This window comes from Helicobacter sp. T3_23-1056 (genome assembly GCF_053654535.1).
Window position 1 is genome coordinate 1 of sequence record NZ_JBSIUU010000022.1, and the last position, 15,474, is coordinate 15,474.

A 15,474-nucleotide genomic window follows, 5' to 3' on the forward strand; every position below is an offset into this window, starting at 1 on the left:
TAAAAACGAAGCATTTTTAGTTTTTTGCCAAAAAATCAAGCGTTTTGACACAAAATCTAGCCACGCACTTGGGCATCTACCCCCCTGCAAAATCTAAAAAAATCCTACTATGCTAGCCTTTGCCACGCTTTTTTAGGCTTTTTTTGACTTAGCTTTTTTCTTTTTAGCCAAATCTAGCATAAAAAGCTAGCAAAAACCACGCATTTCACACCTTGCAGGCATAAAGCCTTAGCGTTTTACTTTGCCAGCAAAAAGCCCTAGTTTTTTTTACTTTGCTAACAAAAAGCCCTAGCTTTTCCCACCACGCTTTTTTTCGCTCAAAAATTAACACAAAAAGAAAAGAGATAATTCGCGCTCACACGCTCAATATGACAAAGAATAGCAATCCGACAGATTCAATCGTCATTGCGAGCAAAAATGAGTGTAAGCGAATTTTTGCGTGGCAATCCAAAAATCCCCCCTCCCTTAGCACGAGGGGGCTAGGGGGTGGGTATTTTTAGATTCTACCGCCGTCATTGCCACGCGTTGCAACGCAACGCGTGGCAATCCACATACCATATTCTGCCATTGCGAGCAAATGCGACTTTGTAAAAAGTAGCATTTGCGTGGCAATCTAAAATCCCCCTCCCTTGCGGAGGGGGACAAAGGGGGTGGGTATAAATCCGCCAAATCCACCACAAAAATTACCCACCCCCCACCCAACGGGTTGCGAGGCGTTAGCCGAAGCAAAAACCCCCTCCGCAAGGGAGGGGGTTTTAAGTGAAAAGCCACACGCAATGGATAAAACGCCAAGCGCACATTCTAAGATTTTGAGTGAGAAATCGGGGTTGTGCAGTCGCGAGCGAGGAAATAAGACTAATGCGTCTATTGACGAAGCGAGCGACAAACTCCACGATTTATCGCCAAAAGCTGAATGTGCCACTTTTGAATCCACCCTTATTCGATTCGACAGAGCCTACTTTCGCCTTGCATTTCGTGCGATTGCAAGGGATACAGATGAGCGGACACTGATTTTTAGCCTATTGCCAAAGGATTGCGGATTTGGACATACAATGTATGGGCTAATCCCAAAGCGATATATTTTAGATTCAGGACAGATTCGCACAAGCGATATAAGCCACACAAAAATCTGTTTTATGTTAGGGATTTTTAACTCACTAATCATGGATTATATCGCAAGGGCTATGATTCAAATTAGCGTGGATAAAACTTATATCAAGCGAATCCCACTGCCACAGCCAAGCGATGAGCAAATCAAAAGCAATGAAGCTTACGCATTTATCGCTAAGAGCGCGCTTATCTTGCAACTTTACAACGACAAAGCGGGGCATTTCGCGCAGTTGGCAAACGAATTTGACATAGCAAAAAGCGAAATCCCCACCACGCCAAAACTCTACGACAGCCTAAAAGCACGACTAGACATAAAAGTAGCCAAACTCTACGGGCTAGATTTTAGCGACTTTTCGCATATATTAGATTCATTTAAAGTCCTAAACTCCAAACAACCCGCCTACATCGCGCTACTAAAATCCCTGTGGGAGTGAAGCGCGCATATTGCAAGCATTGCTAAAATATTTTGAAAATAGCTAAGCGCGGGCTATTAGTTTGGGGGATTATGATGTGTATGGAGCGCAAAAATGGTGAGTTGCAGGTTTATAAAGATAAGTTAGATTCAATCCCTGAATATCCAAAAGGCGGAAGTGTCGGACTTTTTGAGTTTGTGAAAAAGTAGAGAAATTATAAATATAGACGAAATTTTGCAAATATTCTAGCCCCAAATCACACGCAAGTTAGCAAAGATAAAGCAAAGTTATTAGTCACCTCGTGGCTTATCGGAAATGATTTGCATACAAGCATTATAAATTTCCAAATTGTTTATAATTACAAATTTGAGTTTGTTTCGCGTGCGAGTTATGGCTTGGAATAGTGTTTCAATAGGGTTATAATGCCAACTTCTATCGCTATAACCTAGCTTATTATTGTTGTAGTAAAAATCTTGCGTAATTATTACAACCACATTGTCAAATTCTTGCCCTATAACTTTATGTGCGCTTTGTGTGGATAAAAATTGAACCTTGCGTAACTTATCATCATTAAAATTACTTGGAGTGAGATAAATATATTCCCAACCTTGCTCTATTAAATAATCAACATAATATTTTGCTTCCTCGTTATTTTCGGCATAGTAAAATGATATATCGTTGTAATCATTACCACTCATTGCATCGCTTGATATTTTTTCTAAATTAAAAAACTTTTTTATAAATGAAGCAATTTGCTTGTTGCTTCTAATTTTATTGCTTATATTGTAGTGAAATTGACCCGCAGCTTCTTCGATAAGATTCACAACTTTTTCAGCTTCATTTTGTCGATTTAATTTTTTGTTTTATGTCGTGCGCAAATATCAATGTCTTATTCGATGTTAAAATCTCTGTTACTTGTTTTACGCCTAACCTTTGTGTTTCATCAAAAATCAAGATGTTAGAACCAACCTGCTCTAATTGAAATTCTTTGATAGGAATTATATCCCATTTATTTTGAGATAATTTCAAAATACCGTCATTTGAGGAAGCGCAATGAATAATTGTAATTTTATATCCTTCCTTCATTAGTGATTTAGCGATGTCATAAGTAAGCAATGTCTTTCCAGTCCCTGCTTGACCAGCTATGGAAAATATTTTTGATTTTGCTCCTTGTATGCCTAGCAAAACTTCTTTTTTTATTTTTTCTTGAGCTTGTGTTAAGAAGTATTTATTTTCCAAAAAAGATTCTGTATTGTTAAATGGAGAAACTAGGTAATTATTTGGAATAAATAAGTCATTTATATTTTTCGTGCTATCTTTAAAATTATCAAGAATTTTTATAATATTATCCAATTTTGTAATTTCTATTTTTTTGCTACTTTCATCATAATAATAAACATCGCAGGTTTCACTAACAAAAGTAAAACAATAAATAGTTTTTTGTAAAAATGAAAGATAATAATGATTTCTTTGGAGTTGTTTTGTCATTTTTGTTAAATCTATTTTTTGTGATTTTAACTCAATATTTACGATGTCATTTTTGCCAATTCGCAAAATATCAAACTCTTTACCGATTTGTGGGATTTGATAGTTAATGTAATAATTTTCAAAGATATGACAATAGTTATGGGAAGTATGCGATTTAAGATTTTTACACAATAACGCTAAATCTCCTAACTCGTAATCTTTACTATGAATGATTCCTAAGTATAATTTGATTTGTTCTGTTATGTTGCCAGTATTGTATAAATTATAGAAGTCAAGTAAGTTAATAGGCTTCACTCTCGCCCTTTTGTATTAGCATAGCCAATGCTATTTATCGTTGCAGTGATGAAACCAACCATAATTTCGCTAGGTTTCATCACCGTTATGCGCAACGCACAATAAAACGATATATCTCTATGCGTTGTCGCGCTATTTCATCGCTCCTTTTGCGCTTTGCACGAGTTTATTAAAGCTCTCAATGTCATTCATCGCCATATCGGCTAGAATCTTCCTATCCATCTGTATATTTGCGAGCTTTAGCCCGTGCATAAATTTAGAATAGCTTATATCTTGCATTCTGCACGCGGCGTTGATACGGATAATCCAAAGACTTCTAAAATCGCGCTTTTTTTGCTTCCTGTCGCGAAACGCATAGCACAAACTTCGCTCTAGTTGCTCTTTTGCCTTGCGGAAATGCTTCCTACGCCCGCTATAAAAGCCTTTTGCCTGTTTTAGGACTTTTTTGTGTCGCCTACGGCGCACTATGCCTGTTTTTACTCTCATTATTTTCTCCTTTACCTTTTTTTATATTTCTAAGGTGTAGCCCTGCTACGCTTGTGCTTTTGGGCTATTTTTGCGGATTGCTTCGCTAACCTTCGCTTGATGAATGTCGCATTCTATCTGCGCTTATTTAGCTTGCAAAGCCACAAAAATAGCCTCAAAATCCTTGCGCGTATGTTTTGATTCTAGGCTAATCTTGCCCTTTTTTGCAAGTTTGATTCTCGCTATAAGGGGGACTTTGACTTAAACTTTTTTCTAATCGCATTTTTGTGCATTTTAAAATGTGCAAAATCTTTGCGTTTTCACTGCTATTGTTAGCGCGTTTCGCACGCATAAAAGCGCGTAAATCTACGCTTGGCAAAGCAGATTTTTCACAGAATCAATATTTGCACTATGCACAAAATGGGGCGATTTTAGTCGCGCTTTGCGCTTGGGCGATTTTTTGGTCAATATATGACTGCGAAACGCACTGCCGCGTTTGATAAGATTTTTTTTGCATTTAAATCTTTTTGCCGCCCCGCGATTTGTTTTCATCTTTGGCATTTGCTACCTCCTTTCATAGATTTTATGTTCTGTAATATATTTGTATATGTTGTTAAATATCGCCTTATTTTCTGTGATAATATCCATATTTTCGTCAATGATTCCCTTATACATTAGATTATTCTCATTAACAATTTTTTTATCCAAATATTTTTTCGTATAATATTTGTAATATAAATCAAGCGCAGTTAAAAGTTTATATTTAGCAAGCACTATATCATTTTCATTTGAATTTATATCAGCAATGCAGTTTAAATAATTTTCTATTTTTTGTGTCATAGAGAATTCAATTTGCACTGTCGCACTTTTCACAAAAATACTCCTAGCAATTAAAAAAGACGCAAAAATTGTAATTAGAGGTGGCAATACATCTCTGTTTAAAAGAAACTTGATTGTGAATAATGTAATATCTTTTGTGGTTTCTAGCATTATTTTTTGACCTCTTTAGTTTGTGTTGTATTTTGTTTTACATCAGCTTTTAGTTGCTGTTGTCGTCCTTGCTCTCGTATCTTTTTTGCTAACTCCAATGCTAAACTATATCCACTTAAACTTTCATTGCTAAGGTTTGCTTGCGTCGTGTTTTTTTGTTTATTGCTCATTTTCACTCCTATTTTTTAGATTTTATATTGTGCCATAAATTACCTAAATTTCTAGCAACATAATATTTACTTGATTTTTTTAGGCACATACAGCACGGAGAGATAGCGTCCCTCTAGCTTTGGCTCTTTTTCTGCTATGGCGACTTCCTCTATCATTGCTGCGACTTTTTTTAGCGTGTCAGCCCCCGCATCAGGGATATTTACCTCGCGCTGTTTTAAAAACACCTTAAATCGCACATGCTTTCCAGATTTTAAAAATTCTATTGCGTGCTTGACTTTGTAGTTGATGTCGTTTTGGGCGATTTGGGTGGAGAGTTTGATTTCTTTGATGTCGATTTGCTTTTGCTTTTTGCGCGCTTCTTTTTGTCGCTTTTCTTGATGATAGCGGAATTTCCCATAGTCCATCACCTTGCACACAGGCGGTTTGGCATTTGGCGAGATAAGCACCAAGTCCAAATCCTCCCTCACCGCGATTTCTAACGCCTCCCTAGAGCTCATCACCCCATACACTTCGCCACTATCGCTGATACAGCGCACTTCGCTAAGCTGTATTTCCTCATTTATTAGCACTTCATCTTTACTCAAAGCTCACCCTTTGCATTTTAGATTTTACCATTTCCAAAAATTCTCCTTCGCTTAGATTGTATTGTGAATCCTCTTTTTTCACGCGTCTATCGCGCAATGCTAGCATTTTGGATTCCACTTCGTTTGCGCCGATGACCGCGATTAAAGGCACGCGGGCTTTTTCTGCGTTGCGCACGCGCTTTGAGAGGGTTTCGTTTTTGTCGCTTACTTCGCTATACGCGCCGATTTCGCGCAGTTTTCGCTGGATTTCTTTCGCATACGCGTTTTGCTCTTGCCCGATAGGGATAAGCACCACTTGGGTAGGCGCAAGGGCGAAAGGAAACTCCCCGCTAAAATGCTCTGTCAAAATCGCTACAAACCGCTCAAAGCTCCCCAAAATCGCGCGATGGAGCATCACAGGGCGTTTTGCCTCATTGTTTTCATCGGTGTATTCTAGCTCAAAGCGTTCTGGCAAATTCATATCCACTTGCACCGTGCCACACTGCCATTTACGCCCTATCGCATCGGTTATCTTTATGTCGATTTTAGGTCCATAAAACGCCCCGCCACCCTCATCTATGCCGTATTTTATGCCGTTTTTTTCTAGCGCGTTTTGTAGGGCAAGTGTGGCGGATTCCCATATAGAATCTTCGCCGATAGATTTGCTTGGGCGCGTGCTTAGCTCCATTTCGTAGCTAAAATCAAAGGCTTTCATTATTTTGTGCGTAAATTCTAGAATCTGATTTACTTCGCTTTCAATTTGACTAGGCAGACAAAAAATATGCGCATCATCTTGGGTAAATTCCCTAACCCTCAAAAGCCCGTGAAGCACGCCACTTTTTTCGTGTCGATGCACCACGCCGTATTCATAAAATCTAAGCGGCAATTCGCGGTAGCTTCGCTTGGCACTTTGATAGACTTTGATATGCCCGACACAATTCATAGGCTTTATGCCATACTCTTGCTCATCGATGGTGGTGAAATACATATTTTCTTTGTAGTTGGCATAATGCCCGCTTTTGCGCCACACATCGCTTTTTAGGATTTCAGGTGCGCGCACAGGCTCGTATTCGCGCATTATGAGTGCGCGGGTGAGTAGTTCCTCGATTTTACGCCTTAGCCTTGCTCCTGCGGGTAGCCATATCGGCAGTCCCGCGCCGATTTCCTCATCAAAAGTAAAAAGCCCCATTTCTTGCCCTAGCTTTCTGTGGTCGCGCTTTTTTGCTTCCTCCATTTGCGTGATATAGGCATTTAGCGACTCTTTGTCCGCAAAGGCAATGCCATAGATTCTTGTTAGCATTTGCGCGCTCTCATCGCCGCCTAGATACGCCCCTGCGATTTTGGTGAGTTTAAAATGCGCTAAAAGTTTGGTATTTGGCAAATGCGGTCCCCGACACAAGTCAAAAAAATCGCCCTGCGTGTAAATCCCAAAGCTATCGCCTGTAATCTTACTCATAACCGCGAGTTTTAGCTCATCATCGGCAAATTTTTCTTGCGCGTCTTTGCGACTCATCGTGGATTTGGTGATGTCATAGCCTTTTTGGGCGATTTCTTTCATTGCTTTTTGGATTTTGGGTAAATCCTCCTCGCTAATCTTAGAATCCACCTTAAAATCATAATAAAACCCCTCATCTACCACAGGTCCTACAAAAAATTTCGCCTCAGGGTAAAGGCTCTTTATCGCTTGGGCTAGCAGATGCGCACAAGAATGACGGATAATCTCTAACGCTTCAGGGGAGTTGTCAAAATAGATTTTATCCCCGCTGATTTTGTCTAAATCCTCTAATCTATCAAAATCTTTACTAGCATTTTTTGTGCTAGATTCTAGCGCGGTTTGTAAATCAAAAATCGTATTATCTTGCTTAAAGCCTATAAGTTGTTTGCTACTCATTTTGCTCCATTTTTTTATTTAGATTTTGGCTAAAAAGCTCCACAAATTCCAAAAAAGCGATATTACCATAATCGACATTATTTTATGCTTATATCGTATTTGGCTAGTTTGTGAAAGAGGATTTCCTCACTCATTCCTAGCAATTTGCTTGCCTTTTTGGTGTCGTTTGCGCACTCGCTTAGCACTTCTGCTAAAAGCTGTTTTTCTAGCTCCTCTATTTTGTCTTTTGGCTTTGATTTTCTAGATTCTAAAAATAAATCTTTTGGAATGATTTGATTTTCGCTAAGTATGGCAGCCCTCTCTACCACAGAGAGTAGCTCTCTAATATTTCCGTGCCACTCATAGCCCAAAAGCGCGTCTTTTGCCTCTTGGCTAAAGGTTTTGGATTCTAAGTTGTATTGGGCTATGACAAGCTCTAGCTTCCATTGTGCGATAGGCAAAATCTCTTCTTTCCTTTCTCGCAGTGGCGGGATTTTCACAGGGATAGTCTGCAAACGATAATACAAATCCTCTCTAAATTTTTTTTGCGCGATTTGCTCCTCTAGATTTGCATTTGTCGCAGAGATTATGCGCACATCAAAGCTAGTAGGCTTGCTCCCGCCTAGCCTTGTGGCTTCTTTTTCTTGTATAGCGCGGAGCAGTTTTGCCTGCAGTAACAATGGCATTTCGCCTATCTCATCTAAAAACAATGTCCCGCCATCTGCTAGCTCAAAAAGCCCTTGTTTGGTGGCAAGCGCGTCTGTGAAAGCCCCTTTTTCATAGCCAAAAAGCTCGCTCTCTAGCAGATGTTCGGGGATTGCAGCCATATTGATAGCGATAAAAGCCTCTTTTGCCCGCATAGAATTTTCGTGGATAAACCTCGCAAAGACTTCCTTGCCAACGCCACTCTCCCCCATAAGAAGCACGCTAGAATCCGTTTTTGCGACTTTTAGGACTTGGGATTTTAGCGATTCTAGCGTGGGGCTTGTAGCGACAAATGGGCTTTGCTCGTTGATTTGTGGGGTTTTGGGGCTTGTGGTTTTGGCGTGGGTGCGCTGAAATTCTAAGATTTTTTTGCTACGATAAATCGCTTCTAATAACAATTCAGGCTCAAAAGGCTTTTGAAAAAAATCTTTTACCCCCAAGCGGATAGAATCTATCGCCGCATTTAGCGTGGCATTGCCCGTGATGACTATCATTTCATACTTGCCGCCTAGCTCTTTTAAAAAATCAAGCCCATTCATATATGGCATATTTAAATCCGTAATCACCAAATCAAAGCTAGAATCTAGCGCACCAAGTGCGTCTTTTGGGCTTCTAAAAGTGATGACTTCTAAGTCTTTTTGCTCGGCAAAAAACAGCTCTAGGCTTTTTCGCATATTTATATCATCTTCTACGATTGCGATTTTCATCTGTTTGTCTTTTTGTGGATTTTCTTTCATTGTAGCTCTTTTAGGATTTCTAGGATTAAGTAGCGATTATCAAAATACGCCAAAATCCGTCTAGCAGGCACAGATAGTAGCGTATCATCGCTTATGGGCGTGGCGTTTGCTAAGCTGGCATACGATAGCACAGAAGTCCCGCCTTTTTCCAAACAATCTAGCACCAAATCTTTGTAAAAATACAGCACATATTTTATCGCATAAGATTCATCATCGGTAACCAAGTCATTTATCGGCGTGTCAAGCGAGCAAGTGTATGCGATGGGGAGGGTGGATTTTGAGATAATGGGGATAGAGATATTGTATTTTTCGCCCGTGATGATTCCATTTTGGCTTAATGCCTTGTAAGAAATGATAAATTCTCTTTTTTCTAGTGGCTCGCTAATGTCTGTGTGGGGAGATAGGGCTGGCGGAGGCAAAAGCGGAGAGGGGATTTTTGCGCGTGGCAAATGTTGGGGAATCACGCTAGAATCTAGCAATTCTGCGTTTGCTTTGGATTCTTTGCTCAAGGCTTTTTTTGGGTTTAAAATCTCACTTGCAGGGTTTTGCGCAGGTGGTTTTATGGACTTTATCCTAGAATCAGGCGCGATTACAAGAGAGTCTGATTCTATGATAAAAGATTTTGGCTCTTTGGTGGTTGATTTTTTTGTGGATTTTGGGTTAGTTAGACTAGATTGTTTGGTAGATTTTGCCCCGCTAAAATCTAATCTAGTGTCATCTAGCGATATAGCAAATGAGCAAGGCACAAGGCATACAAATATACAAAAGCTAGCAAATATATTGCGTGAAAAATGCAATATTTTTAAAAAAAGCGTAAAAAATCTTTGTGCAATGGTATTTTTTGCAATATTTTTGTTTATAGAAAGTGTTGTGGGGTTTTGTCGTGTCAGCACTTGTGGTGCGTATAGTAGCATTTGTAGATTCCCTTTTATTTTTTGAATTACTAGATTTTGGTTTGCAAGATTTGCTAGATACAAGCTAGCATTATAGCACATTGCGACTTAAAAGGCATTGTAAATGCTAAGATAATGGCAATTTTTGTCCCTATTGTGTTATAATCGCGCTTATGGCAAAAATCGACAAACTAAAAGAACAACTCGGTATGTTAAAATTTTGGCTTGGTATTTTTGTGGCGACTTTTTTAGCGATAATGGGCTGGAGTATCACAAACTACGCAAAATCACCGCTATGGATACTTGTTGGAGCTGGAATCTTAAGCCTTTTGCTAATATGTGCGATTTGCTTTATAAGCAAAAAGATAAATGCAAAGATTGGTGAAATAGGCGAAGCATAAAAAATAAGGTAGTGATTATGGAATATATCATTTTTGGAATCGCATTTTTTGGTGTCCTAAGCATTATATATTTGGGTATCAAAACAGCGATAGATTTTAAATAAAACAAATTTTACTAGAATGAAAACTCATATTTTGGCATTGCAAAATAGCATTGATTTATCGCTTTATGCGCCACAAAAGCTAAGCATTGATATGTTGCCTTTTGAGATTAGTGAGCGATTGGGGGCGTTTGTCTATGGGATAGAACCTCGCCCTATCGCACTTCCAAATCAACAAAATATCCAAAACCACCAAAATATAAAAACCCCCCCAAACGCTAAAACTAGCCAAAATCCACCACCACAAACGCAAAATCCATTGCAAAATCCACCTCATAACCCCGCAAATTCTGCAGATTCACAAAGCCAAACAAACTCAACAAACCCCCTAACCCCCGCAGATTCTAGCCTTGTTGAGCATATTATCGTTGTTATGCGGGATTTGGACGATGATGCCACAGATGCAAAAAATCCACAAAATTCCGCCCAACAAGAACCCACACAGCAACATAAAACAACCCAAACCCTAGCCAAGCAAACGATTTCCCATCATCTTAGCGCGTATCATAAACCCATACTTTTTGTGCGCGAATCTAGCCATTATTTTTCGTGGATTTTGCAAGGATTGTCATTTTTGGAGAAATATTACGCATTGAGGGATATTAGCGCGCAGTTAGATTTTGTCTTGCAAGAGGCGATAGCCCACCGCGCTAGCGATATTCATTTAGAAGATAGGGGGGATTTTGGGAGTATTAGATTTCGCATAGATGGGCGATTGCGCGAGATAGCTAGGCTTACAAAAGAAAGCACCGCCAAACTCTCTAGCAAAATCAAACTAGAATCCAAACTAGACATTACAGAGACTAGAATGCCTCAAGATGGGCGATATGCGCGGAATTTTGGCGATATAGAATATGATTTTCGTATATCGTGCGTGCCTTTGCTTAGCGGAGAATCCCTCGTGCTTAGGATTTTATACAAGCACAAAGAGCAAATCAGCCTAGAAAATCTAGGGCTAAGCAAAGAGATTGTAGAGATTTTAGCCAAAGCCCTAAATCGCAAAAACGGGCTAATCCTTATCACAGGACCCACAGGCTCAGGCAAATCAACCACCCTTTATGCCGCGCTTGATTCGCTAAAAACCTCCCAAAAAAAGCTAATCACACTTGAAGACCCTATCGAATACCAAATCCCCCTAGCAACCCAAATCCAAATCAACCCAGAGATTGGATTTTCTTTTTATGAGGCACTTTGCTTTGTCCTGCGTCAAGACCCAGACATCATAATGATAGGCGAAATCCGCGACAAACAAACCCTAGAGCTAGCCCTAAATGCCTCTCTCACAGGGCATTTAGTCCTTGCTAGCCTTCATAGCAATGATTGCATTTCGACTTTGGAGAGGCTATTTGAGATGGGAGCACCTAGAAGCGTGGTAGAATCTAGCCTTATTTGTGTCATCGCCCAGAGGCTTTTGGGTAGGCTTTGTTTGCATTGCAAAGAGTGGGAATCTAGCGCAGATAATGAGCAAAGATTTTATGCGGTGGGCTGTGAGAAATGTCAGGGGCTAGGGATAAATGGCAGGGAAGTCATCGCGCAAGGAATCTACTTTGACAATGAGCTAAAAAAAGCGTTTTATGAAATGCCATTTTTAGCAGGAAGCATCGACAAAAGCGAGGACGCAAAATCTAGTCAAACGCTAGATTCTAGCGATTGGCGTGGGAATCTAAAAAAAGCACTGATGGCAAAAAACCTCCCCACGCTAAAAGATGACGCCCTGCGCAAAAAGCAATGGCTAGACTACAAAGAAATAGCCCAGCTTGACTAAAAAACACAAAAGCCAAAATCTAGTCAAAATCTAGCCGCTTCATTCGTAGCGTTCGTTTTTTAAGCCTGCGATATTTTTAGCACATTTTGGATTATGGATTCTATGATGGCATTTTCCTTATGCGTGTCTAGCTTTTTTGTGTGCGTTTTTGGGACTATCATCATTGATTTATCCATATTTTTGCCTAGCCATAGGGACATATCTTTTTGGCTATATATGCCTATGATTTTTTTGCCTAGATTATCAGCTATGTGTATCACGCTCGTGCTAGGGGAGATGACTATATCTGCGGTTCGCACTAGCTCGACTAGATTTAGCAAATCGCTATTATTTACAAAAGTATAAATATTTGGGAGGTTTTTTAGATGTGGCAGTGGCGGGGCGGACGCAAAGCTAGAAATGATGATTTTAGAGTTTGGTAGAGTTGTCGCTAGGGTGTTTGCTAGCCTTGCATAGCCTTCTTTTGTAAGGCTTACAGGGCAGGAATTTGAATACGGGTTTATCAAAATTTTGACTTCTATATTTTGTTTTTCATTTAAATCATTGCGTAAATCTTTGTCTAAATTCTCATTTAAAGCCTTACTTAAATCCTTGCTTGCATTTTCACTTAATTGATTGTTTGATTTATCGCTTGCATTTTGCTTAGAATCTAAAAGCCCCCCCCCTAACTTAGATTTTAAGCCTTTTTTATCCATTTTATCCAATGCCAAAAACGCAAGATTTTGCTCTACAAACTCTCTATGCGCACGGCTAAATGGGAATCTTGCCCCGCTAAAATCCACCTTAGAAATATCATAATGCTTCGTATCTATCGCCCTTACAAGGCTTAAAAGTCGCTTATAATTTGGAGTTTGCGAAAAAGAGCGCGAGTAAAACACGCGTCTAAATTCCCTCTTGCCAAACACACGCCTAAAAATATTATGCCACATCATAAAGCTAATGACTACTTTTGCATTGCTAGTGCTTGCAATGCTTGTGTGCTTGCGGTTTGGCTGTGTCAAAATAAGATAATCAAACTCCCTAAAATCTAGCTCTTTAATAATCTCTTTTTTGCTTAGATTTTGGATATTTATGATTTCATCGATAAAGCGAAATGGAGCAAAAATCTGCTCCCCAATATCCCCACAAAATACGCATAAATGCGCGTTTGGATACAGGGCTTTTATCGCGCAGATAGAATCTAGGGCGATGATACTATCGCCGATAAAAAGATTTCGATAATATGCGATTTTTGGGGATTTTGATGGTGGCATTGTGATTCTTTATTAGATTTTGATTTGTTTTTATTTGTGGGGGATTTTGCTAAAAAAAATTTGGAAAAGCATTTTGGCGTGTAAAAATGCGTAGATTTTAGCAAAATATCGCTACATAGATTTAAATAACGCCATTTAATAGCACACCAAACGCCACAAAACACAATAAATACAACAAAACTTAATGCAAATTTTATATAATAGCGCAAAACAAAGCGCGACTAAGCGCAAAAACTAGGAGTTTAAAAATGCTTACAGGCAAGCTAATAAGCATAGATACAGCCACCAAACAAGGCAAAATCGAGCAGGATTTAAATAAACGGATTTTTGATTTTAGCCTTGATGTGTGGCTAGATGATAATGGCGCGCCACAAGAGGGCGAAGATGTGGAGTTTGAAGTAGAGATGCGCGTGGTTACGCGAGCTAGGATAAAGCCAAAACCTATCGACCCAGACACCATTCCTATGACAAAAATGCCAAATGTCTGCATAGAGGAGTTTTTCGCCCAAGAAAATGAGATTTTGCGTAATTATAGTGATTTTGTAGATGGGCATAGTGCGCTAGATTTTTTGCGTATGAGGAGGTTTTTGCTTACCGCGTATAATGATTTGTGCGAAATGGATAATCTAGTCGAAAATGAGGATTTGCGCAATATCAAGCACGAGATAAATTCGCTATTTAAGGATTTTGAAAACTATGTCAAAAAAGCGCAATACACGCCCGCGTATGCGTTTGAAAAAATCTTTTTGTCTAAGCAGTTGGAGTTTATCAAAGTAGAAAAAGAAATCGAAGCTAGGCAAGCAGCCCTAGCAAATGCCAAAGCCCAATGTCAGACGATGGGGACAAATCTAGAGGCTGGAGAGCGCAAACTGCAACGAATGGATAAAAAATCCCAAGAATTTAGCTTTATGGAAAAAGAAGTCAAAGCTATGCGCAGGGCGTATGTGGATTTGATTCAGTTTATCGCTACAAGCCAAGAGTTTTTAGAAAAAGCGCATTTTCGGCTAAAAAAGTTTAAAGAAGAGCATTTTAGTGAGTTTGTAAGCGTGTATGCACCGATGCTACGAGATATAAAAGATAGGTTTATTTCTTTGCTAAATTCTAAGGCGTATGATTTGGATTCTGCGTTGTGGGGGAGGGCAAAGCTAAGCGAGAGTGTGCGGAGGTTTTTCCGCGATGCGCGCATAGAGGGGGGATTTAGCTCAAAGACATTTTTGCGATATTTTTTGCGCGGTATCGATAGGACAAAGGCTTCACCAAAATCAAAAGAGCTTTTTGACTTGCTAAAATACCTAGAAGATGTCAGCAAAAAATCCGTCCTAGTGCTACGAAACTCCCAAGTCGATGGGCTAAAATACAAAGAAGTAATCCAAAAAATCGACTCCACGCTTAGCATAATCGTAGAAAAAGCCGCTATGAACGCGCTAAAAATCCTTGTATCAAATCCTTGCGATATAGTCGTGCTAGAGGAAAAAATAGGCGAAATGAGCGCGCTAGATTTTATCAAAAACACTAGACAGCTACCAAACCAAAAAAAGCAAATCACATTTTGCCTAGTGGTGGATACTATGCCAAAATTTGAGCAAGCACAGGAAGCAAAAAGTGCGGGCGTGCAATACATTATCCCAAAGCAAAATATGGACGCGCTATTTGATAGCGTGCGAATGGCGATATAATGCTTTTTTGAATGTGATAAAACTATTTAGCTTTGATTAGATTTTATGAATATTTAAGTGATGATTTTTGGGTTTTGTTTTTTTGGTTTTGTTTGGCTTTTTTTGGTTTTGGGCTTTGTTTTTTTATTTGTGTGAAAAGTTGTGGAAAAGTTTTTTTGAGTTTTGGTTTTTTAAGGGGTTTTTTGGGAGTGAAAAAATAAAAAGGCTAGATTCCCCCAAAAGATTGAGAGAGAGATAAGGGGAATCTAGTTTCTTCGGAGTTTGAAAAAGTCTGCTTTGTCCCCATCGGGGTAATGGGGACAAGTGAAATACTACATAAAAATAGTTAATGAAAAAAAATTATCAATAAAAAATTTTAATTTTTTTAGAATTTATTTTGTAAAATGCGAAAAAATGCGCAAATTGCGCAAGAAATATATATATGAATATAAAACATAAATTGCAAAAAAACTACAAAACTACCCAAAATTTTTGCTAACGCTTCGCAAATGCACTAAAAAATATCCTTGCCAAAGACTTCACATAAGCTATATAAACGCCTTGTTTAAAAATCGTTTTTTTTTTTTTTTTTGTAGCATT

At 39.0% G+C, this 15,474-nt stretch carries 18 protein-coding genes; 6 read left to right on the plus strand and 12 right to left on the minus strand.

The window, feature by feature from the left end:
- Nucleotides 1–368 precede the first annotated feature (368 nt).
- Nucleotides 369–500 carry a hypothetical protein gene (locus ACWIUO_RS10405; RefSeq protein ID WP_454177827.1) on the plus strand — a complete coding sequence of 44 codons (132 nt, stop codon included), beginning with the start codon at nt 369–371 and terminating at the stop codon, nt 498–500.
- 12 nt (nt 501–512) lie between these two features.
- Here the strand turns inward: ACWIUO_RS10405 and ACWIUO_RS10410 are convergent, their stop codons facing one another.
- Nucleotides 513–680, minus strand: coding sequence for a hypothetical protein (locus tag ACWIUO_RS10410; RefSeq protein ID WP_454177828.1), 168 nt, complete (start codon nt 678–680; stop codon nt 513–515).
- On the opposite strand from ACWIUO_RS10410, the gene ACWIUO_RS10415 reads away from it, so the two are divergent.
- Together ACWIUO_RS10415 and ACWIUO_RS10420 are read left to right on the plus strand one after the other, a co-directional pair.
- On the plus strand, nt 651–1,544 hold the full coding sequence (locus ACWIUO_RS10415; RefSeq protein ID WP_454177829.1) for a hypothetical protein: 894 nt from the start codon (nt 651–653) through the stop codon (nt 1,542–1,544). The two genes, ACWIUO_RS10410 and ACWIUO_RS10415, sit on opposite strands and share 30 nt — an antisense overlap.
- A gap of 32 nt (nt 1,545–1,576) precedes the next feature.
- Nucleotides 1,577–1,732, plus strand: coding sequence for a hypothetical protein (locus ACWIUO_RS10420; RefSeq protein WP_454177830.1), 156 nt, complete (start codon nt 1,577–1,579; stop codon nt 1,730–1,732).
- An 81-nt stretch (nt 1,733–1,813) separates the two neighbouring features.
- Here ACWIUO_RS10420 and ACWIUO_RS10425 read toward each other — a convergent pair whose 3' ends face one another.
- The 10 genes from ACWIUO_RS10425 to ACWIUO_RS10470 form a co-directional block, all read right to left on the minus strand.
- Nucleotides 1,814–2,347 carry a hypothetical protein gene (locus tag ACWIUO_RS10425; protein ID WP_454177831.1) on the minus strand — a complete coding sequence of 178 codons (534 nt, stop codon included), beginning with the start codon at nt 2,345–2,347 and terminating at the stop codon, nt 1,814–1,816.
- Between the two features lie 13 nt (nt 2,348–2,360).
- Nucleotides 2,361–3,305 carry an ATP-binding protein gene (locus ACWIUO_RS10430; RefSeq protein ID WP_454177832.1) on the minus strand — a complete coding sequence of 315 codons (945 nt, stop codon included), beginning with the start codon at nt 3,303–3,305 and terminating at the stop codon, nt 2,361–2,363.
- Nucleotides 3,306–3,437: 132 nt separating this feature from the next.
- The gene (rplT, locus tag ACWIUO_RS10435; protein ID WP_454177833.1) at nt 3,438–3,791 is read right to left on the minus strand and encodes a 50S ribosomal protein L20; all 354 of its coding nucleotides are present in this window, start codon (nt 3,789–3,791) and stop codon (nt 3,438–3,440) included.
- 345 nt (nt 3,792–4,136) lie between these two features.
- On the minus strand, nt 4,137–4,331 hold the full coding sequence (gene rpmI, locus ACWIUO_RS10440) for a 50S ribosomal protein L35 (RefSeq protein ID WP_023926866.1): 195 nt from the start codon (nt 4,329–4,331) through the stop codon (nt 4,137–4,139).
- A 3-nt stretch (nt 4,332–4,334) separates the two neighbouring features.
- On the minus strand, nt 4,335–4,760 hold the full coding sequence (locus ACWIUO_RS10445; protein WP_454177834.1) for a hypothetical protein: 426 nt from the start codon (nt 4,758–4,760) through the stop codon (nt 4,335–4,337).
- Nucleotides 4,760–4,930 carry a hypothetical protein gene (locus ACWIUO_RS10450; protein ID WP_454177835.1) on the minus strand — a complete coding sequence of 57 codons (171 nt, stop codon included), beginning with the start codon at nt 4,928–4,930 and terminating at the stop codon, nt 4,760–4,762. Before ACWIUO_RS10450 ends, ACWIUO_RS10445 begins: the two co-directional genes overlap by 1 nt.
- A gap of 66 nt (nt 4,931–4,996) precedes the next feature.
- Nucleotides 4,997–5,515, minus strand: coding sequence for a translation initiation factor IF-3 (gene infC / locus ACWIUO_RS10455; RefSeq protein ID WP_454177836.1), 519 nt, complete (start codon nt 5,513–5,515; stop codon nt 4,997–4,999).
- A complete protein-coding gene (thrS, locus tag ACWIUO_RS10460) occupies nt 5,508–7,385 on the minus strand; it encodes a threonine--tRNA ligase (RefSeq protein ID WP_454177837.1) in 1,878 nt (625 codons plus the stop codon). Before thrS ends, infC begins: the two co-directional genes overlap by 8 nt.
- A 77-nt stretch (nt 7,386–7,462) precedes the next feature.
- Nucleotides 7,463–8,776 (minus strand): sigma-54-dependent transcriptional regulator, encoded by a 1,314-nt coding sequence (locus tag ACWIUO_RS10465; RefSeq protein ID WP_454177871.1) that lies wholly within the window; start codon nt 8,774–8,776, stop codon nt 7,463–7,465.
- A gap of 26 nt (nt 8,777–8,802) precedes the next feature.
- Nucleotides 8,803–9,720 carry a hypothetical protein gene (locus tag ACWIUO_RS10470; RefSeq protein ID WP_454177838.1) on the minus strand — a complete coding sequence of 306 codons (918 nt, stop codon included), beginning with the start codon at nt 9,718–9,720 and terminating at the stop codon, nt 8,803–8,805.
- Between the two features lie 152 nt (nt 9,721–9,872).
- Between ACWIUO_RS10470 and ACWIUO_RS10475 the strand changes: the two genes are divergently transcribed.
- Both ACWIUO_RS10475 and ACWIUO_RS10480 read left to right on the plus strand, forming a co-directional pair.
- Nucleotides 9,873–10,100, plus strand: a complete 228-nt coding sequence (locus ACWIUO_RS10475) for a hypothetical protein (protein ID WP_454177839.1) — start codon at nt 9,873–9,875, stop codon at nt 10,098–10,100.
- Nucleotides 10,101–10,220: 120 nt separating this feature from the next.
- Entirely contained in the window at nt 10,221–11,966 is a 1,746-nt protein-coding gene (locus tag ACWIUO_RS10480) for a GspE/PulE family protein (RefSeq protein ID WP_454177840.1), read from the plus strand.
- Between the two features lie 59 nt (nt 11,967–12,025).
- On the opposite strand, the gene ACWIUO_RS10485 is transcribed toward ACWIUO_RS10480, so the two are convergent.
- On the minus strand, nt 12,026–13,219 hold the full coding sequence (locus tag ACWIUO_RS10485; RefSeq protein WP_454177841.1) for a glycosyltransferase family 9 protein: 1,194 nt from the start codon (nt 13,217–13,219) through the stop codon (nt 12,026–12,028).
- Between the two features lie 248 nt (nt 13,220–13,467).
- On the opposite strand from ACWIUO_RS10485, the gene ACWIUO_RS10490 reads away from it, so the two are divergent.
- The gene (locus tag ACWIUO_RS10490) at nt 13,468–14,895 is read left to right on the plus strand and encodes a hypothetical protein (protein WP_454177842.1); all 1,428 of its coding nucleotides are present in this window, start codon (nt 13,468–13,470) and stop codon (nt 14,893–14,895) included.
- Nucleotides 14,896–15,474 lie beyond the last annotated feature (579 nt).